At 72.2% G+C, this 19,884-nt stretch carries 11 protein-coding genes; 1 reads left to right on the top strand and 10 read right to left on the bottom strand.

What is annotated here, in order from left to right; genetic code table 11:
• Positions 1-2,208: 2,208 nt before the first annotated feature.
• From KME66_RS30930 to eccD, 10 genes are all read right to left on the bottom strand, one after another.
• Positions 2,209-3,555, bottom strand: coding sequence for a hypothetical protein (locus KME66_RS30930; RefSeq protein WP_216329834.1), 1,347 nt, complete (start codon positions 3,553-3,555; stop codon positions 2,209-2,211).
• Positions 3,552-6,077 (bottom strand): hypothetical protein, encoded by a 2,526-nt coding sequence (locus KME66_RS30925; protein ID WP_253208521.1) that lies wholly within the window; start codon positions 6,075-6,077, stop codon positions 3,552-3,554. The genes KME66_RS30930 and KME66_RS30925 overlap by 4 nt, the downstream gene beginning before the upstream one ends.
• An 81-nt stretch (positions 6,078-6,158) precedes the next feature.
• Positions 6,159-6,527, bottom strand: a complete 369-nt coding sequence (locus KME66_RS30920) for a hypothetical protein (RefSeq protein ID WP_216328216.1) — start codon at positions 6,525-6,527, stop codon at positions 6,159-6,161.
• 5 nt (positions 6,528-6,532) lie between these two features.
• Entirely contained in the window at positions 6,533-6,988 is a 456-nt protein-coding gene (locus KME66_RS30915; protein ID WP_073224872.1) for a YbaB/EbfC family nucleoid-associated protein, read from the bottom strand.
• 112 nt (positions 6,989-7,100) lie between these two features.
• Positions 7,101-10,619, bottom strand: a complete 3,519-nt coding sequence (locus KME66_RS30910) for an AAWKG family protein (protein ID WP_216328214.1) — start codon at positions 10,617-10,619, stop codon at positions 7,101-7,103.
• Positions 10,620-10,667: 48 nt separating this feature from the next.
• Positions 10,668-11,141 carry a type VII secretion system-associated protein gene (locus KME66_RS30905; protein WP_216328211.1) on the bottom strand — a complete coding sequence of 158 codons (474 nt, stop codon included), beginning with the start codon at positions 11,139-11,141 and terminating at the stop codon, positions 10,668-10,670.
• A 109-nt stretch (positions 11,142-11,250) separates the two neighbouring features.
• Positions 11,251-11,559, bottom strand: coding sequence for a WXG100 family type VII secretion target (locus KME66_RS30900; protein WP_030081478.1), 309 nt, complete (start codon positions 11,557-11,559; stop codon positions 11,251-11,253).
• Positions 11,560-11,652: 93 nt separating this feature from the next.
• Entirely contained in the window at positions 11,653-11,988 is a 336-nt protein-coding gene (locus KME66_RS30895) for a hypothetical protein (protein WP_073224866.1), read from the bottom strand.
• Between the two features lie 446 nt (positions 11,989-12,434).
• Positions 12,435-13,979: a type VII secretion protein EccB gene (gene eccB, locus KME66_RS30890; RefSeq protein WP_216328209.1), complete on the bottom strand. Its 1,545-nt coding sequence runs from the start codon at positions 13,977-13,979 to the stop codon at positions 12,435-12,437.
• Between the two features lie 45 nt (positions 13,980-14,024).
• Positions 14,025-15,431, bottom strand: a complete 1,407-nt coding sequence (eccD, locus tag KME66_RS30885; protein WP_216328207.1) for a type VII secretion integral membrane protein EccD — start codon at positions 15,429-15,431, stop codon at positions 14,025-14,027.
• A 402-nt stretch (positions 15,432-15,833) separates the two neighbouring features.
• Between eccD and eccCa the strand changes: the two genes are divergently transcribed.
• The gene (eccCa, locus tag KME66_RS30880) at positions 15,834-19,847 is read left to right on the top strand and encodes a type VII secretion protein EccCa (RefSeq protein ID WP_216328206.1); all 4,014 of its coding nucleotides are present in this window, start codon (positions 15,834-15,836) and stop codon (positions 19,845-19,847) included.
• Positions 19,848-19,884: the final 37 nt, after the last annotated feature.

The following is a 19,884-nucleotide window of genomic DNA, read 5'->3' as shown; positions in this document are numbered from 1 at the left end:
CCGCCGGAACCGAACCCCGGTCCGGCGGCACCGGCCGGAAGTAGCCGACCAGGCCGATGGTCGCGGGATCGGCGCCCAGCAGGACGTCGACCTCGTTGACCGTCTTCGCCTTGATGTCCTGCGGCTTGGGCATCGCCCCCGCGTCCAGCCACTTCGGCGCCGAAGGATTCGTCGGCCGCACGTCCACGACCACGTTCCGCTCCCGCGCCACATCACGGAACTTGGTGAAGTTCTTCTCCGGAATGCCGTACGTGTGCCGGGCCGTGTAGGAGTCGACCTGTCCCGGCTTGAGCTTCTGCGTCCAGGCGAGGACGGCGTGGTCGCTGTCGGGGGTGAAGCGGAGCAGCGGTTCGCCGGAGGGACCCTGGTGGGAGCTGACGATCTTGTCGAAGACCGACTTGTCGAACGCGGTCGGCGGGTTCCAGAACATGTGCGCGCCGTGCACGACGGCCATGTCCTTGGCCCGCATCTCGTCGATCAGCGCGTCGTGGTCGGGATGCGGGAGCCGCGAGCCGTCGGGGGACGACACGTCGAACACATCGTGGTCGCCGGTGACAGGGCGCCGGTCACCGGCGTCGTCGACACCGTGGACGATGCCGTCCTGGACGACGAAGCGGCCTTCGGCCTCGTACTGGGCCATCTTCCCGGCCAGTTCGCGGAATTCCGTGGACCGCTGGTTGAACCGCGAGAGGACCCGGTCCCGGGCACCGTGCGGAACGGAGTCCTCGGGGGGCAGCACCGGCTGGAAATAGCCCACCAGGCCGATGGTCGCGGGATCGGCGCCCAGCAGGACGTCGACCTCGTTGACCGTCTTCGCCTTGATGTCCTGCGGCTTGGGCATCGCCCCCGCGTCCAGCCACTTCGGCGCCGAAGGATTCGTCGGCCGCACGTCCACGACCACGTTCCGCTCCCGCGCCAGGTCACGGAACTTGTCGAAGTTCTTCTCCGGAATGCCGTACGTGTGCCGGGCCGTGTAGGCGTTGACGGTGGTGGAGTTCACCGGGAGCGCGGGCGTTGACGGGCCGGCTCCGGGGCCCGGCGCGTCCTGCGGGCCGGTCGGAGTCGCGAGCTCCGGGTGGTGCAGGCGGCGGGCCAGCTCGGCGGTGTCGGCGGGGCCGAGGCCCAGTTCGGACAGCGGCAGCGGGGCGTTCGACAGGGACCAGGTGATCTGCGCGGAGCGTGCGTAGGAGAGGCCGAGCACATCCGACTGCGCGACCAGGGTGTCCGGGGGCAGTTCGGGCGGCGGGGGTGGCAGCAGCGCGTCGAGCGTGGTCTCGGGAGCGGCGCCGGCCCGCAGTGCGGCGGCGGCTTCCAGGAACGCGGTGTACTGCTCCGGCGTGGGGCCGGTGGACGGGTCGACGTTGGTGCCGTTGGTGGCGGTGTGCCAGTCGGTGACCATCCGGTCGAGCAGGTCCGGGGTCATCCGGCCGTCGCCGTACCGGGCGGCGGTGCCCGGGTCGCGCCAGCGCAGACCGTCCACGTAGGCGAGGGCCGCCAGCAACTCCCGGCTTCCGGAACGCTGTTCGGCGCCCGGTCCGATCACCTCGCGCAGGGTGCGGATCTGCTGGAGGGTACGCGCCCGGGCGAAGGCGTCGGCCGGGTCCGGGCCCGCGTGCAGTCCGGCGTCCCGCGCCAGGCCGTCCAGGTCCGCCCCGGTGGGCTCCGGGGTGAACAGCCGCCACCGGCCGGGCCCGTCGGGACCCTCGCCGAGAACCGCGCGGACGTTGCCGTCCCGGTCCTTCGCGGTACCCGCCTCGGTGGTCGGCGCGTACACCGGGCGTCCGGTCCGGTTCGCCACGTGCTGGGCGACCGGCAGTCCCGCGATCTTCGGCTGCTGCCCGGTCTCGCACGAGAACAGCACCAGCGGGCGGCCCTGGTCCCCTTCCTGCGCCCAGGACTTGAGGAGCTCGCCGAGCTGTACGCCGCTGACCTTGACGGTGGGATGGGCGGCGTTGTCCGTGCCGAGGGTGACGGTACGGGGCGTGCCGTGGCCCACGAAGTAGTCGGCGCCCCGCTCGGTGCCGGAGCCGGGGAGCGCGGCGGGCGGGCCGGTGAAGACGGTCCGGGGAGCGGGCGGCGCCTCCGGGGTCCCGGGCGGCGGGGGCCCGGCCGAGGTGGTGCGCACCCCGCGGAAGCTGTCCTGGCCGAGCAGCGCCTCACGGCCCGCGCTGCGCGCCGTACCGTCCTCGGCCGGGCTCTGCGAGATGGTCACCGTCCGTACGGCCACGCCGGGTTGCGGAGCTGCCGCGGTCTGCGGCACGAAGCGCCGGATCTCGCTGAAGGGCACCGTCTTCCGGTCGAGCGTGGTCGGAGTCGCTGCCGTCGCCGTCGGACCGGGGCGTCACCCGTGTCCATGACGCTGTCCCGCCGCGACTCCAGGTTCACGTCGGCGGCGGTCTCGCCCTGCGGCGGGCGCGGCCTTCCGGTGTCCAGCGCGCCGTTGCGGATCAGGGAGTCGACCATCTGCGGTACGGAGTGGCCGCCCTGGAACAGGCTGTACATGGTGTCGGGCACGACGGGGCGCAGGCCCTGCTCCAGCAGCAGTTTCGGCAGCAGGATCTGCACGTTGGACCGGAGGTTGCCGTCCTGGAACGGGTGGACGACGTGCAGCGCCCGGATGGTGCGGACGATCGAGGCGAGCTTGGCCGTGTCGTCGGCGTCGGGATCGGACACCCGGACGTAGTGCTGCCGGAACAGCGTGTCGACGAGGCCGGGTGCCGCGTTCTTGCCGTAGTTGGTCGCCAGTGACGGGTTGTTGTGCATGAACCGGGTCAGGATGGTGACCGGCCGGGGCTTGGGCAGGGGCGTGGACCAGTCGCGGCTGGTCGTGTCGTAGACCAGCAGCTGGTCGCCGATGCGCTCGTCGAAGATGTCGTCGGCGAGCGTCTCCCCTCGCAGCGGGAACTGCGTGGCACCGCCGCCGGACCAGCCGATCGTGCGGCCGAGGTGGCCGGTGGCCAGCCCGTGCATGGTCCGGTACGAGGTCGAATCCATGGGTGTGGCGACGGTGCCGGGGTCGCCGAGGAACTCCCGGTACGCCGACACCATGCCCTGCTGGAACCCCGGCGAACGGTCGTGGTCGTAGTAGGAACCGGGGTCGTCCGGGAAGGCTTCGAGCGCCGCCTGGTGGTTCTTGGGGTCGATGTAGAAGGTCCACCACCGGTCCTCGGGCAGGAAGTCCCGGAGCGTCTGCCGGGGTCGGTCCTGTGCCGGGTCCGCGGGGCGGACGGTGATCTGTCCGGGCGGGGGCGTCGTGTCCGTGTCTCCGCGGCCCGACTCCAGGTGCAGGCCGGTGGCCTCCTCGGTCCAGGGGCGGGCGTCGGCGGCGAGCTTGGAGGCGGCCGGTGTCCCGGTGGGGGTGGGCAAGGGGGCCGGGGAGGCCGCGGTGACGGTCGGCCTGATGTCCGGGGCGGCCCCGGGGGCGGCGGCGGGGTCGAGCGGAGCCTTGACGTCCGGGCCGTGCGGGGAGCTGGTGGTGGAGATCGACGTCGGCTTGGCGTCCGGGACCGCCGGATCGCCGGTGGAGGGAGGCGGCCCGCCCGACACGACCTTCACGGTGGACGGGTCGATGTCGTGCTGCCCGGACTCGGTGCGGGGAGGCGTGGCCGCGGTGTCGGAGTCGGCCGGACCGGGCTCGGTGGACGTCTCCGGCGTCTCCTGCGTCCCCGGGGTCCGCTCACCCGGCGGGGCCTCGGCGGTGCCGGTGTCGCCGGTCGGGCCGCCCTGCGCGGGGGAACGCTGCGGCGAGGGCGAAGACGCGGGGCCCGGGTTGGCCGACGCTGCGGACGGAGCGGTGGGCGGGGCGACGGGCGGTGGAGCGGCGGGCGGGGCGACGGGCGGTGGAGCGGTGGCCGTGGCGGGCGGCACGCCCAGGGCGTCGGCGAGCGGCAGCAGCACGTTCGCGCCCGGGAACGCCGTGTTCGCGCCGCCGTTGGGCGTCCCGGCGGCCCCGGCCCGGCGAGCGGGCGGGCCTCCACCGGCGCGCCGGGGCCCTCCCGGGTCAGCTCGACCGCCTCGCGTACCGGCTGACCTGGCATGTCGGAGCCGGTCGGGGGGCCGAGCACCACGGCCCGGTCCACCCCGGCGCCGTCCAGCAGCTCGGCCGCTTCCGGCGATGCGGCGAGCGGCGGCGGCCCCTCGGAGACGACGACGGTCAGCGGCGGCGCACCGGCGCCGAGTGCGGGCGGCGCCCCCGGACGCTCCCCTTCACCGGGCATACCGGTATCAGTCCCGGTGGCACTGGGCTCCGGCGAGCGTTCCGGGCTCTCCGCCCCGCCGGACGTGCCGGTCCGGGGGCCGGGCGCGACCCTCGGCCCCTCCCCCACGACCGGTGCGTCCACCGTCACCGGCGTGCCGAAGCTCTCCAGGGCCCGCCGCACCTCGTCGGTGTCCACCTGGCCGGCCGGGCTGTTCCCGCCGGGCACCACCCGTACCTCGGGCGACTGCGACAGCCCCGCGTGCACCGCGTCGCGTACGCCGATCTCGGCGGGACCCGGCGGCTGGGCGCCCCGGAGGGCGGCGAGGTCCCGCAGCGCCTGCTCCCGGACCTCGGCGGGGCCCTGGTGGACCTGCTGCCACAGCGCGTTCTCGGCGGCCGTCACCGGCAGGGGGCCGGGCGTGTACGGCGGCGGGTCGGCCGGGACGTAGGGCGGCGGGGCGTCCTGCGACACGTACGGCGGCGGTGACGGGCTGCCGGCGAAGCCGCCTTCGCTCGTGGTCTGCTGAACGGCCGGCGGTGGTGAGGAGAGAGCGGGTCCGGGGCCGTCGCCGCCGGTGGTGTCCGTGCGGGAGGGGCCCTCCGCACGGTCGGAGCCGCCCGGTTCCGAGCCGCTGCCGCCGGAAACGGTCGGTGGCGGCTGGTTGCGCAGCTTGTCGATGGCGTGGCGGAGTTCGGCACTGCTGTTCAGTGCGGTGCTCATGAGCGAGGACTCGACCCGGCTGCTGATGCCCGCGCCGAGGAAGGTGGTCCAGCTGGAGGACCAGTCGCCTTCGAAGGCCCCCTTGATCAGGATTTCCGCGACGACCTCGCCCGCGCCTGCGGCGATGAAGTCCGCCGTCCCCTTCAGGCCGTAGTGTGCGGCCAGCGCCCCGGGCCGGTCGAGGTTCAGGCGCAGGATCTGGCTGTTGCGCCACAGTTCGGGATTATTCCGGAAGGAGAGCGGGCCGTCCCGGAAGGTGACGGGGACCGGACTGGGCGAGGGGGTGGGGCCGTTGCCGTACGGGTCCGGGTCGGGGCGGTCCTTCGGGGGATCGGGAAGGCCGGGATCGGGCTTGGGGCTGGGGGTCGGGCCGTTGGTCCTGATGTCGACGTTCGGGGTGTCCCGCCCGTTGGGGTTCTTGAAGTCGAGGTCAGGGCCTCCCTTGAGGAAGTTGCCGTCGAAGCTGCGGACGATGTCCTTGGCGAACTTCTCGAAGACGCTGGTGAAGAGCCCCGCCGCCGCGCCGAACGCGGCGGCCTTGCCGATGTCGCCCCAGTCGATGGAGTCGGGGCGGCGGCCGTCCGGGGCGAAGTTCATCATCGCGAGCCGGACCGCGAAGGTGGTGAAGGCCTCGGCGAACGCCTCGGTCAGGGAGGGCGCCAGATGCAGTCGCTGGAGGAGGTGGCTGAGGGTGGTGAGGATGAAGAACCGGCTGCGCAGCTTGGCCATCATGATCTGGCTGGCCGAGGCGCCCCCGGTGAAGAAGGACATGGCCAGGTAGATGGCGATCTCGATGAGCAGCCGGATGACCTCGGCGATGACCTGCCACTTCGATTCCATGATGTCCATGGAGGTCTTGCGGCGGCCCTCGGCGATCCTGTCGAGCTGTCCGGAGAACTCGCGCAGGTAGTTCTTGCCGTCGTCGTCGATGAGCATGCCCATCGCCTTGGCGTACGACGAGGCGAGCTCGTCCGGCATGGACGCACCGATGTCGTGGATCGACTTGTCGATGAGCGAGGACAGCCGCTCCAGCTTGCGCCCGAGGCCGGAGTAGGGCCGGCGGCTCTCGAAGGCGAGGTCCTCGTCGGCGTCCATGAGCTTCTCCCCGGTGAGGATGAAGATCATGGCGTTGACCTCGGGCGATACCTGGATGCTCACCGACGGCCGCCCCGGGGTCCGTGCGGGCAGGACTCGGCGGCCGCTCCCGGTCGGGTACGGGAGCGGCCCGCGGTGCGGAGGTCAGCGCCGGCCATGCCCGCCCGGGCCGTCGAATCCATCGGCTTCGAGGCGGCTGTTGCCGTGCTCGATCTCGTCGAGGTTGCGGTCGCGGGTGTCCTTCATCATCCGGACGTTGCCGACCGTGGCGTCCGTGATGCCCACCAGCGCGTCCCGGATGGAGAGCATGGTGTCCTTCGTGGTCTGCCGCTCCTTCTGCTCCTGCGGCCTGGCCTTCTCGGAGAACTCACTGTTGGTGCCGGGCCAGCCGACCGTGGGCGCCAGTTCGTCGAGGAACTCCTCGGTCATGGTCCGGGTGAGCGTCCCGATCTCCTCCAACTGCCGCGCCAGGGCCTCGATGCGCTCCGGGTCGACGTAGTAGCGCTGTCCCATCCCGGTCAGTCCTCTCCCTCGTCGCCGAGCGCGTCCCGCCAGCCGGGGGCCGCCGGGCCGCCGCGCGAGGTGTCCTCGCCGCCGTCCCGCAGGACCTCGGGGCCGAAGATGCGCTCCCAGTCCAGCTCGAACCCTTTCAACTCCGGCACGTCGGCGCTGGGTTCCGTGAAGGGGGCCATCGCCTTCATCACATGGCGGTTCATCTTCAGCCGGGCCGCGCTCGACGCTTCCAGGACGCTGGCGGCCAGCTCCTGCGGGGACATGTCGCGGTACTTGTTCTCCAGGAACTCGATCCCGGTCAGCTCGCCCTGCGGGCCCGCGGTGGCCCGTACGGCCCGGTCGGAGGAGAGCACGGAGAAGGACGCCGAGCGCAGTTCGCGCTCGGTGCGCGCCACCGCCTCCTGGGCGGCCTGCAGTTCGGCCATGGCCTTCTCCAGGCGCTTCTCCAGTGGTTCCGTCACGCGCGCGTCCCTCGTTCCGTCCTGGTGGTCTTCTCGTCGGCCGTACGCATGACCGTACGTTCTCCTCGTGGGGACCGGATCTCCGGCCCCGTCCGTCGTGACCGGCCGGACGTCATCTGCCGATCACGGCCGGGGTGCCGCCCTCCTCGGTGCCCCAGACGTCCGCGTCCTCCTCCAGGTAGTCGGCGGACGTCATGGGCCTGCGCCCCTGCTCCTGCTCCTCCTGAGGGGAGTCGCCGCCGGTGGTGGCCACCCGGGAGGCCGGGGTGAGGAAGGTGTCGCTGTCCTCCTGGCGGTTCCAGGGGCTGCGCCTGCGGCGGTTGCGGCGTTCGCTCTCCTCCGCCGCGTCGACCAGGACCGCGCGCACGCGCTCTCCGTTGCCCTTCTCGCCGCCCGCGCCCATGCCGCCCATGCCGCCGCCCATCGGCATGCCGGGGGTGCCGGGCGTGCCCGGGGCGCCGGGGGCGCCCGGGCCGCCGCCGGTGCCGGGGGGCGTCGCGTTGTTCGTGGCGCTGTCGGAGAGCGGGGCGACCTGGCCGAGCGTCTGCGACGCCGGGAGGTCGGTTCCGGGGAGCTCTCCGCCGGAACCGCCCGCTCCCGCCCGGGCGCTCAGACCCAGTTCCGAGAGGGGGACGTCCCGGGTGGTGGTCCCGTCGCCTCCACCGCCGCCGCTGCCGCCGGCGAGGTCCTTGAGCCCGTCGAGATCGAGATCCCGGTTCTCGTTCACGCCGTCCAGGCCCCGGTCCCCGTTGAGGTCACCGAGGTTGCCGAGGTCGCGGTCCTGGCCGAGGTCCCTCAGGTCGTCCAGGAAGTCCGGCCGGTTGTCGTCGCTCCCGCGCGAGTCGAGCTCGTCGAGGGTGACCGTCTCGGTCCTGCCCTGCGGGTCGGTGACGGTGGCGATGCCGGTGTCCGGGTCGATGGAGTGGCTGGACCCGTCCGGGAAGGAGTTCAGGAAGCGGCCGTTGTCCAGCGAGGAGACGGAACCGTCCGGGTTGGTCACCTCGGCGCCGTGGGTGAGGTCGGTGGTGACCTCCGAGCCGTCCGGGGCGATGCTGGTGAGCTGCCCGGTGTCCGGGTCGAAGACGGTCTTGCCGCCGTCCGGGAACGTGGTGGCGAAGTCGCCGTTCTCCAGCCCGGTGAGACTGCCGGTCGAGGACTTCAGGCCCGTGTCGCCGGTGTTGAGGTTCCCGAGGTCGCCCAGGTCGTTGATGGTCTCCCGGTCGCCGAGGTCACCGGGGGACTCGGTCGGCAGGTCGGCGTTGATGTCGCCCAGGTCCCCGATTCCGTTGCGGTCGTTCAGGCCCTCCAGACTGCCGAGGTTCTCCGTGGTGACGGTGCCGTCGGGGTCGGTGGAGGTGGCCTGGCCCGTCTTCGGGTCCACCACCTGCGTCGTTCCGTCGGGGAACGTCGTCGTCAGCTTGCCGTCGTCGCCGAGGGAGGTGACCGAACCGTCCGGGTTGGTGACGCGGACGCCGTCGCCCAGATCCTGCGTGGTGACACTGCCGTCCGGGTGCGTGGTGGTGAGCAGCCCGCTGTCCGGGTCGAAGGACGTGCTGCTGCCGTCCGGGAAGCCGGTGGTGAGCCGGCTGCCGTCGAGCTGGGTCCGGCCGCCGGTCGGTGTCTCCAGAGAGCCGCCCGCGCCGTTGTTGAGGCCGCCGATGCTGCCGAGGTTCTCGGTGATCGCCCGGTTGGCGGCGTCGTCCGGGTTCCGCGTGGAGCCGGGGCCGCCGTTGACCTGGCCGAGGTTGCCGAGGTTCGAGCCCACCGGGACCGGGCCGCCCCCGGGGTTGTTCACATCGCCCAGGTCGCCGAGGTTCTCGGTGATCGCGTTGTTCACGTCGTCGAGGCCGGGGGTGTTCGAGCCGCCGGGGTTTCCGGCACCGCCGGGGTCGTTGACGTCGCCGAGGTCGCCCAGGCTCTCGGTCACCGGGACGTCCTGTTTGAGGTTGAGCAGATCGCCGAGGTCGCCGAGGTTCTCACCCCCGCCGCCCGGCCCGTTGATGTTGCCGAGGCTCTCCTCCATCTGCCTGGCCTGTTCCTCGGCCTCCCGCTCGGCCTCCTCCTGCTCCCGCCGCTGCTCCTCGCGCAGCTCCTCCTGGTACTTCCGGTCCTCCTCACGCTGCTCCTCCTGCTCCCTGCGCAGCTCCTCCTGGAGCCTCTTGTCCTCCTCCCGCTGCTCACGCTGCTCCTCGCGCAGCTCCTCCTGGTACTTCCGGTCCTCCTCGCGCTGCTCCTCCTGCTCCCTGCGCAGCTCCTCCCGGAGTCTCTTGTCCTCCTCCCGCTGCTCACGCTGCTCCTCGCGCAGCTCGTCCTGGTAGCGGCGGTTCTCCTCGTTCTCCTCGTTGATCCGCTCCCTCTCCTCCTCCAGCTTCTCCTTCTCGTACTCCTCGCTCGCCGTGCTGGTCGACTTGGGCTCGGGCAGGTTCTCGGAGAAGTCCTTGGAGAGCGTCAGGAACTGGTTGTTGAGCCTCGACTGCACCTCGCGGGCGGGCTCCACGAGCATGTCGTCGACGGCGCGGCTCCAGATGTCCACCGCCTTGTCGCCGACCTTCGCCCAGTTGGCGATGTCGGTGAGGTCTCCGTACTCGGGGTGCACCTGGGTGAAGTCGGTCTGGGGGCTGTGGCTGACGGTCGTGGAGTAGCGGGTGGTGTACGACGTGATGTCGGTCCTGGCGACGTTCTCCCGGTCGACCCACTGGGCGAGGTCGTCCAGGACGTAGCGCAGCACCCGGTGCGGATCGTAGTAGTCGGACCGGGCCCAGGTCAGCCAGTGGCCGAGCAGGTCCCGGGCGGCCTGCTCCAGATGGGAGCGGCCGAGCGAGAGCGCCCGGGAGTAGACGGTGCTGCCGGTGCCGGTGGCGTCCCCGCTGCCCGCCGTCTCGTTGAAGGTCGCCACGTAACTGTCGTAGTTCTCACGGATCTTGCCGATGAGGCTGCGGAAGACCTCCGCGGCCTCACCCTTCCAGCTCGCGTCGTCCCGGCCGAAGCGGTCCTCCCAGTCCTTCAGCAGCGGTGCGTGGTCCTTGAAGAACTTGGCCGCGTAGTCGAAGGAGTGGCCGGTCTTGTCGAAGGTGTTCAGGTCGACGATGTCGGACTCCTGGGCGACCAGGCCGCTGAAGCGGCCGTCGCCGCTGTTGCCCTTGAGCAGGGCCAGCAGCGCCGCGCGCGGCCCGTTCATGTAGCGGGCCAGCGGGATGGTGCTGAACGAGTCCTTGTTGTAGTCGGTGAACTCGTTGCCCTCGCGGACGGACACGTTCTCGACGTCGGTGGAGTCGGTGCCGGCGAAGATGATCTCGTCGCCCGACTTCACGCGGCCTTCGAAGACGATCCTGGCCTGCAGGATGGAGCGCTTCTTGCCGCTGTCGAAGAACCAGATGTCGTAGTCCTCGCCCTTGTTCTGCAGGAAGCCGGAGTCCTTGACGAGGAGGCCGAGGCTGCGCTCCTTGATGTCCATGCGGAAGAGCTTGCCGCCGTGGTCGGAGCGGAGCGTGTCGAAGATCTCGCTGCGCTTGGGCACGGGGTAGCCGGTGATGTGCTTGACGAGGTCGGCCCAGTTGTCGGTGGATGCCGCGTTCTCGTTCTCGTACGCGGCGATGTTCTCCACGGATGATGCGTCGTAACGGTCGGCCACCGCGCGCCCTTTCTCGTCTCTCGCCGCCCGCCCCGGTCCCCGGGGGAGCTACTTCTCTTCCGTGCCCGAGGAACCGCTGGTCAGCGTGTCGACCTCTTCGAAGGTCTGGAGCAGCGTCTGGGCGTCTATCGCGTCCAGGTTCTTGTTCTTGGTCTTGTTCGCCTCTTCGATGGTGTCGGTGAGGGCTTCCTTGAGCTCCTTGAAGAGCTCCATCTGATCACCGAGCAGCTTGTCGAGGGACGTCGCCGCGGCCTTCACGCTCTCGACCAGCGTCGGGCCGGAGATCAGCTTGTCCTTGGCGATCAGCCCGAGGCGCAGCAGCTGCGCGTCCTGGTCGAGGTTGTCGGGCGTGGTGAACCCGCCGATCAGCTCACCGAGGGGCCGGATGCGGCCGTCGCCCTCCCCCTCACCGTCCTCCTTGTGCTTCTTGGCCTTGGTGTAGACCGGATGCACCTCGTTGTCGCGGAAGTTCTCCATCTGCTTGAGGTCGAAATGCTTGACGTCTGCCTGCTCACCGGCCATGGGGCGTCCTCCTGCGGTCGGGCCCGGACGGGGTCACCGGAACGGAACTGCGGGAAGCCGGGGTCCGCCTCCGTCGCGCGCGGCGGGGAGGCGGACCCCGGACGGAGGGCTAACGGGCCCGCACGCTGCCCCAGTTGTCGGCGCTGCGGCGCTCGTCGCGGGAGTGGTTGTCGTGGATGCTCTGGACCAGTTCGCCGCTGTCGCCGAGGAGCAGGGCCATGTTCTTGGTCGCCTGGTCCCACTCGGCCTGGACGCCGCGGTACATCGCCTGGTCGTCACCCTCCCAGGAGGTGACGAGCGGCTTGAGCTCGTCCTCCAGGTTGTTGAGGGTGGTGATGATCTGCTGGGTCTGCTGCTTCAGCTCCTCGATCGCGTTGCGGACCGTGGAGTACTGCACATCGATGATGCCGTCGGCCATGGCATCTCCTCTCGGGTGGCCGGGCCGTCGGGCCCGGGGACGCTCACTGGTTCCGGCCCGCCGCGCGGGGGGCCGGCTCCGCCGGGGGACGGGTCAGCGCAGCGCCTCGAAGACGCCCTGGCTGGTCTTGCTGTTGAGCACCTCGGTGAGGTCCTGGTTCTCCTTCGCCAGCCGGTTCGCCGACGTGACGTTCTCCTGGAGCGCGTCGACCATCTTGCTGATCTGCACGACGACCTTCTGCGCCTCGCCGTTCCAGCTGCGGAACAGCTTCAGCAGGGCCTGGCCCTCGTCGCCTCCGACGCCCGAACGCGCGGCGATCTCGGCGACGTTGTTCTGGATCTTCTCGACCGATGCCCGGGCCGACTCCAGCGAGGAGACACCTCCCAGGCCCTTGGCATAGTCCGCCCGCCTCTGGCCGCTGTCCGCCATGTCGCGCTCCCTTCGTTGAGTGACTTCTCGTCGCACCGTTGCCCGCCGAGGCTAAAGAGAAATTGCCGTCCGCCGCAACGCGTGCCGGGAAGATTTGAGCATAGTCCGCCGGGTCAGATTCCCTGTGTGCCAACGGAGTTGTCCGAAGGTTTCCACGGAATGAACGCGGATCACCCGCCGTTTGCCCGTACCGGCCGATGCGGACGGGAAACGGGCAGCGGGAGATTCCGAACGGTCATCGAGGCGGCCCGCTTCCCGTGTTGGGGTGCGCCTCTTTCGCGGGATTCCACGGCACCCCGGGCGCACAATTTCTGAGCTTTTTCTGAGGTTTCCGGTCCGCTGCGGTCCACACCCCGGCGGCTTCGGCCGACGCCGGGTGGTGGGAGAAGTTCCGCTTCCGCACCCCTTTCCCTTTCTTCGCCACCCTATGGGGGTTTTGGTCTGGATCATGGCCGGGAGTCGCCTGCTTCGTCCTTGGCGGAAGCCCTGCACGCGGGGGCGGTGACCCGGGGCTCCGCGGCACCGGTGGCGGCGGCCGGGTCGAGGTCCGCGCCGGTCGGCAGTGCGGCGAGCAGAGGTGCGGGGACGGAGCCGATGTCCCCTTCCGCGTACCCGAGGGCCGTCAGGGATCCCTTCGCCGGGAACCGGTACTTCACACCGTTGTCGGCGACCAGATAGGTGGTTCCGGCGTGGGCGGCGCCGCTCGCGTGCAGGGCCCGGACCAGGGCTCCGCGCCCCGGGCGTACGACGGTGGCGTCGGTCCGGACGCAGGCCGCCTCCACGGGCTGGGCGGTCCCCTGCGAGACGGCGACGGGGGCGAGTGCGGTCAGCGGGACCAGCACCGACCGGATCCGGGCCCCGCCGTCGCCGCCGTCGACCTGGGCGCAGAGCGCGGTGCCGCGCGGTGCGGGGTGCGGGGCGGGCGGCGTACGGGGCAGCTCCGCGCCCGCGGGGCCGGCGGCGGCCGTCTTCTCCGCCCGGTGGGTGCGGAGCGCTTCGGCGCCGACCGCGCGGGCCTCGGGCGAGCGCCCCTGGTAGGCGTCCTTCTGGGTGGCCGGGTCGCCCAGCACGAGGGCGGCCTCCAGGCCGGAGAGCGGCACGAGGCCGTCCTCGCGCAGCAGGTGGTACGTGCTGCCGCCACCGGGCACGCTCACCTCGAAGAGCTGCCCGACCGTGCTCGGTTCGCCGCCGATGACCGGGCCCTTCTCCCCGCGTCCCGGGACCTCCGGCGGCTTCAGGGCGGGTCCCGGGGCGAGTGCGTCGAGGAAGGCCGCCGAGACCGGCATGGCCCGTTCGGAGCCGTAGCCGAGGGCGTTGCGGGCGTCGGACGCACGGTCCAGCGCGAGCCGGCTGCCCCGCCACACCAGGTACTCGGTGCGGTCCGGGCCTCGTACGAGCACCCCGCGGTCGGCGCCGACGTCCTGGGATTCCAGCGGTGCCCCCGCGACCACGGTGGTGGCCCCGGGCCGGTCCACCCCGGCGTCCACGGCGCCGACGGAGGTGCTGGGCAGCGCGCCGTCCGGTCCGGTCACGCACATGTGCCAGGCGCCGGCGTCGAGCCGGTCCGGGGCCGGCAGGGTGTCCGGGGCTCCGGGGATGCCCGCCGGGGTTCCCACGGGGACGTCCCGCAGCGAGGCGGTGGAGACGTCCACGGCCTCGAGGTCGGCCCCGCCGATCAGCCGGGCCGAGGCGTAGTTGCGTACGGGGTGCAGGACGCCGTCGGTACCGGTCCACAGGTAGCGTGCGCCGGTGTCGCGGTTGACCACCAGGTGCTCGCCCTTGCGCCAGGTGTCGTTGCCGCCGGGACGCAGCAGCCCGTAGACGGTGGTGCCCGCGCCGATCAGGACGGTCACCAGCAGGCCGAAGACGACGCCCCGGGTGGTGCGGCCCAGCGGGCTCTCGGGGGCGTCCGGGTCAGCCATCAGCAGGCCCGAGCTGAGCCTGCCCATCATGAATCCGTGGGCCTGGACCTGGTCGCGCTTGGACTGCACAGCCTCTCCTCAACTCGTATCTGGTCAACCGGCGTACGCGGGTGCTCAGCCGAACAGGCCGCGCAGCCAGCCGAAGAGGCCGGCCACCCACAGGGCGAGCGGCAGCAGCGCGACCGCGAAGCCGGTGTGGGCCAGCTCCGCCGCCCGCCCCCAGTACGGCAGCACCCGGCGGCCGGGCACGATCCAGGACGCGGTCACCAGGGCTGCGGCGGCGGCGAGCAGCACCGCGAACACGACCACGCGGCCGTCGGCGTCGCTGTCCACCGCCCAGGCACGGGCGAGGAGCAGCAGCCCCAGGATGCCGGGCACGGCGAGGGTGAGCCGCTGGCCGATGTGGACGAGGCCCCGCGCGTGCAGGAGCAGCAGCAGGGCCAGGGCGAGCGCGGTGAGCGTCTCGGGGAGGTCCGGGGTGTGCGCGAGGACGGCCAGGGCGGCCGCGACGACGGTGCCGGTGGCGGCGAAGAGCGCGGTGACCCAGCGTCCGGCGAGTTCGGTGCGCTCGGCGACCTCGTCGCCCGCGTACGGGTCGATGCCTTCCTGGAGCTGCCCGGCGGAGGACGGCAGGGCGGGCATGCGCATTCCGGCCAGCTTGAAGGCGAAGGGCGCCACGGCTCCGGCGGCGAGCGCGACGAACGTGGCCACCAGCGCCACCGAGGCCGCCGCGTCCAGGTTCGTGTAGCCCATCAGGGCCCCGGAGACCGCCGTGGCCACGGCGACCACGGCGGTGGCCAGCAAGGCGGGGGCGCCGACGGCGGTCGCGGCCAGCGCGAGGACCGCTCCGCCCGCCGCCGCGGCGCCGGCCGCCAGCAGCCGCGCGCCCGCCACCTGTGACGCGTCGGGGCCGCTCAGGTCGCCGCCGGGCAGCACCCAGCCGACCAGGGCGAAGCACGGGGCGACCAGCAGGCCGAGGGCGGTGGCGGAGAGGCGGTCGCCGACCGCGCGGCTGGCGGAGCCGGCGCCCGCGAGCAGCAGCACCCCGGCCACGGCCGCACAGGCGGCCCGGGTGGCGGCGGAGTCGGTGACGCCGGGACGGAACACCATCACCAGGGCGGTCGCCACGGTCGCGACGGCGGTGCCCACCAGCAGGCCGCGGGCCGCCCCGGCGTGCCAGGTGTGCAGTCGGCGGCCGACCGTCTCGGCCATCCCGTCGACCAGGTCGTCGAGCCGCGCCTCGGGGAGGGCCTCCGTGTGCGGGCGCAGATGGAGGACCGCGCCGTCGGCGAGACCGGCGCGGGCCAGCGTGGTCTCCTCGTCGAGCGGGGCGTCGCCGAGCCGCTGGAGCACCCAGCCGGCGTGGTCGAGCCCGGCCTCCTCGGCCTCCTCACCGACGTACCGCAGGAGGGTGGGGAGCAGATCGGCGACCGGTACGTCGGCGGGCACGGCCAGATCGATGGTGACGCTCGGCGCACGTACGGTCAGGCGGCACGTTTCGGCCACCGCACTGTCGGTCATCAGCAGAACTCTCGTCTTCCGTGCAGGCTTTGACAGAGGACTTCCCCGGGCAGAGGGAATGTGCGAACAGTACGGAAAGTCCGCGCGGCCGTGAAGCCGGGGCCCGGCAGGGAATGGGGGCCCGCACAGCGGTGAGGGCCCCTCCCGCGTGGACAGGGCGCGTTCCGTGAATGCAGACTACTGCCTGCGGCCACCGGCCGTGCCGCGGGCCGGACTGCGAATCCGGTATGCGGGTTGTCCGTCATGGAAGTTGGCCGCTCCGCGTAATCCGCGCGAGACATTCACCCGGCGTTCATCGGAGCATGTGCCGCCCCGAATGCAGCGGCCTGGTGCGGTCTTTCCCCTGCCCGGCGCCACGGTATTCGGCGGGCCCGAAAGTCAGCGAACCGGAGGTTCTGTTCCTTGAGTGTCGTGCTGTTTCGCCGCCCCGCCCGCAGGCGCGGGCCGGAGATGCCCGAGGGGCAGTTGACCCTCCAGGAGCCGCCCGTCCTCGCCGAGACCGTGCCCGACACCTCGGCGGTGTGGACCTACCTGCCGATGGCCCTGATGTCGGTGTCGATGATGCTGATGTTCCTGCGCCCCGGCGGCGGGAACGGCGTCTTCATGTACCTGGCGATGGGCGTCATGGCGCTCTCGGCCGGCGCCATGCTGCTGGGGCAGCTGATGCGCCGCTCCAGCGAGCGCAAACAGCGCCTGAAGGGAGAACGCCGCGACTATCTGCGCTACTTGGCCCAGACCCGCAAGCGGGTACGGACCACCATCGCGGAGCAGCAGCGGGCGCTCGCCTGGCGCCACCCGGAGCCGGCCTCGCTGCGTTCGCTGGCCCGCACGTCACGGCTGTGGGAACGCCGCCCCGCCGACGAGGACTTCGGCGAGGTCCGTCTGGCGGTCGGCGAACAGCAGCTGGCGCTCACCCTCAGCCCCGTCTCCACCCGGCCGGTGGAGGATCTCGAACCGCTCTGCGCGCACGCGCTGCGCCGCTTCATCCGGGCCTACTCGACCATCCCGGAGCAGCCGCTGGGGCTGTACCTGCGCTCCTCGGCCCGGATCCTGCTGCGCCCGGAGGAAGCGCCGGACGGGGCGCCGCCCGGCGTCCAGGCTCCGGAGCAGGACGCCGTACGGGCCCTGGTGCGGGCGATGCTCGGACAGCTGGCGGTCTTCCACGCGCCCGAGGAGCTGTGGGTCGCCCTCTGCGTCAGCGACGAGCGGCGGGCCGACTGGGAGTGGGTCAAGTGGCTGCCGCACGCCCTGGATCCGCACGAGGAGGACGGGGCGGGGCAGGCCCGCCGGATCACCGCGGACCTCAACGAACTGGACGACCTGCTCGGCGCCGAGTTCGCCGAACGCCCCGGCTTCGACCCAGACGCCCGGCCCGGCCGTGACGAGCCGTACACGGTGGTCGTGCTGGACGGCGTGGCCGTCCCCGAGGGGCACCGCTGGGAGGGGCACGGCTACCGCAACGCCCTGATCCTGGACGTGTCCGGGGCGCTGCGCTGGCGGCCCGGCCGCAACACACTGCGGCTCACCGTGGGGCCCGGCCAGGTGAACCTGGTGCGCACCGACCGCAGCCGCAAGGAGCGTTCGGTGCCGCTCGGCCGCCCCGACCGGCTCGGTCCGCTCGGCGCGGAGTCGCTGGCACGGCTGCTCTCCCCGCACAGGATGAGCCTCGGCACGGACATCGCGCAGCCGCTGGACACCGATGTCGAGCTGACCACCCTGCTCGGCATCCCCGATCTGCACCGGCACGACCCGCAGACCCTGTTCGCCCGGCACTCCGGGTCAGGCCGGCTGCGGGTACCGATCGCGGTGGGGGTGGACGGCCGTCCGGTCGAGCTCGACATCAAGGAGTCCGCGCAGGGCGGCATGGGTCCGCACGGCATGCTCATCGGCGCCACCGGCTCCGGCAAGAGCGAGCTGCTGCGCACCCTCGTCCTGGGGCTCGCCCTGACGAACTCCTCCGAGACGCTCAACTTCGTGCTGGTCGACTTCAAGGGCGGCGCCACCTTCCTCGGCCTGGAGGAACTCCCCCACACCTCCGCCGTGATCACCAACCTGGCCGACGAAGTCGCCCTGGTGGAGCGCATGCAGGACGCCCTGCACGGCGAACTCATCCGCCGCCAGGAGCTGCTGCGCGCGGCGGGCAACTACACCTCGGCGCTGGAGTACGAGCGGGCCCGCGCCGCCGGAGCCGACCTGGCCCCGCTGCCCAGCCTCTTCGTGGTGGTCGACGAGTTCAGCGAACTTCTCTCCACCCACCGGGAGTTCATGGAGCTGTTCGTGATGATCGGCCGCCTCGGCCGCTCGCTCGGCGTCCATCTGCTGCTCGCCTCGCAGCGCCTGGACGAGGGGCGTATGCACCAGCTGGAGAGCCATCTCTCGTACCGCATCGGGCTGCGGACCTTCTCCGCGATGGAGAGCCGCGGGGTGCTCGGCGTACCGGACGCCTACGAGCTGCCCGCAGCGCCCGGCAGCGGCTATCTCAAGTCCGGGGTGGAGGCCCTGACCCGGTTCCGTGCCGCGTACTCCTCGGGGACGTACCGGCGCAGGACGGGTGCGGTGGTGCAGGCCCGGGTGGCGAGCCAGGTGGTTCCGTGGACCAGCGGGTGGGTGGTGCCGCGCACCCTGGAGGCGTCACCCGGCCCGGAGCCGGAGCCGGAGGAGGCCGAGGACGAGGAGGCGCTGCTCGACGTGGCGCTGGACCGGCTGCGCGGCTCCGGGCCCGACGCCCACCAGGTGTGGCTGCCGCCGCTGGACGAGCCGTTCCCGCTGGACGCGCTGCTGCCCGGGATCGCGCCGGACGAGGAGCGGGGCCTGATCGCCACGCGCTGGCCGGGCACCGGGAAGCTGCGGGTGCCGGTCGGCCTGGTGGACAAGCCGTTCGAGCAGCGACGGGACCCGCTGGTCGTGGACCTGTCCGCGGCGGGCGGCCATGTCGCCGTCGCGGGCGGTTCGCAGAGCGGCAAGTCCACCCTCGCCCGGACCCTCATCGCCGCGCTGGCGCTCACCCACACCCCGGCCGAGGTGCAGTTCTACTGCCTGGACTTCGGCGGCGGCGGCCTCTCCCAGCTCGCGGCGCTCCCGCATGTGGGAGGGGTCGCCGCGCGGCTCAACCCGGACCGGGTGCACCGGACGGTGGCCGAGGTGATGGCGCTCCTGGCCCGGCGTGAGCAGTTCTTCGTGGACCACACGCTGGACTCCATGCAGTCCTACCGGCGCCGCCGGGCCGCCGGGGAGTTCCCCGACGAGCCCTACGGCGATGTCTTCATGGTGGTCGACGGCTGGTCCACGGTCCGCCAGGACTACGACGACCTCATCCCGAAGTTCAACGAACTCGCCGCCCGGGGCCTCAACTACGGCATCCACCTGCTCATCACCACCACCCGCTGGGTGGAGCTGTCCGCGCAGGTGCGCGACCAGGCAGCCACCCGTCTGGAGCTGCGGATGGGTGATCCGATGGACTCCGAGATCGACACCCGCAAGGCCCGTTCGGTGCCGCGCACCGGCGGGCGCGGCATCACCGCCGACAGCAAGATGCACTTCCTCGCGGGTCTGCCCCGGCTGGACGGCAGCGGCTGCCTCGACGACCTCGGCGAGGGCGTGGCCCACCTGGTCGGGGAGATCTCCCGGCGCTGGTCCGGTCCCGCCGCCCCGCAGGTACGGATGCTCCCGCACCGGCTGCCGGTCTCCGAGCTCCCCCCGCCCGAGGCCACGGAGGGCGGCGGCATGCGCCTCGCACTCGGTCTCGACCAGGACGCGCTGGAGCCGGTCCGGCACGACTTCAGCCGGACCCCGCACCTCATCGCGGTCGGCGACACCGAGAGCGGCAAGACCAACCTGCTGCGCCTCGTCACGCAGGGCATCACCGCCCGGTACACCCCCGAGGAGGCGAAGATCATCGCGGTGGACTACCGCCGCACCCTGGTCGACGCCATTCCCGAGGAGTACCGCATCGGGCATGTCATCTCCCTGGACAACCTCAACGAGACCATCGAGGGGGCGGCCCGCGCGATGAAGACCCGGGTGCCAGGGGCCGACATCTCGCCCGCCCGGATGCGCCGGTGCGACTGGTGGACGGGCCCTCGCCTGTTCGTCCTGGTCGACGACTACGACATGGTGTCGGGCAACTCCTTCCAGAGCCCGTTCGAGCCGCTCTTCGAGCATCTGACCCTGGGCTTCGAGATGGGACTGCACCTGGTCGTCGCGCGGAGCGCGATGGGCGCGGGGCGCGGTCTGAGCGACGGGCTGATCAGGCGTCTGGACGAGGCCAACAACCCGGCGGTCCTGCTCTCGTGTCCGCCGACGGAGGGCCGCCTCTTCGGCAACGCCAAGCCGCTGAACCTGCCTCCGGGCCGGGCGCTGCACATCCAGCGCCGCAAGCCGCGGCTGGTGCAGACGGCCCTGGTGGAACAGGACTGAGCGGCACGGCCCCGAGGCGCCCTCACACGCGGGGGGG

The organism is Streptomyces sp. YPW6, from assembly GCF_018866325.1.
GTDB lineage: Bacteria > Actinomycetota > Actinomycetes > Streptomycetales > Streptomycetaceae > Streptomyces.
The sequence above is the reverse complement of the archived record's forward strand: the minus strand, read 5'-3'. Positions and strand labels throughout refer to the sequence as shown.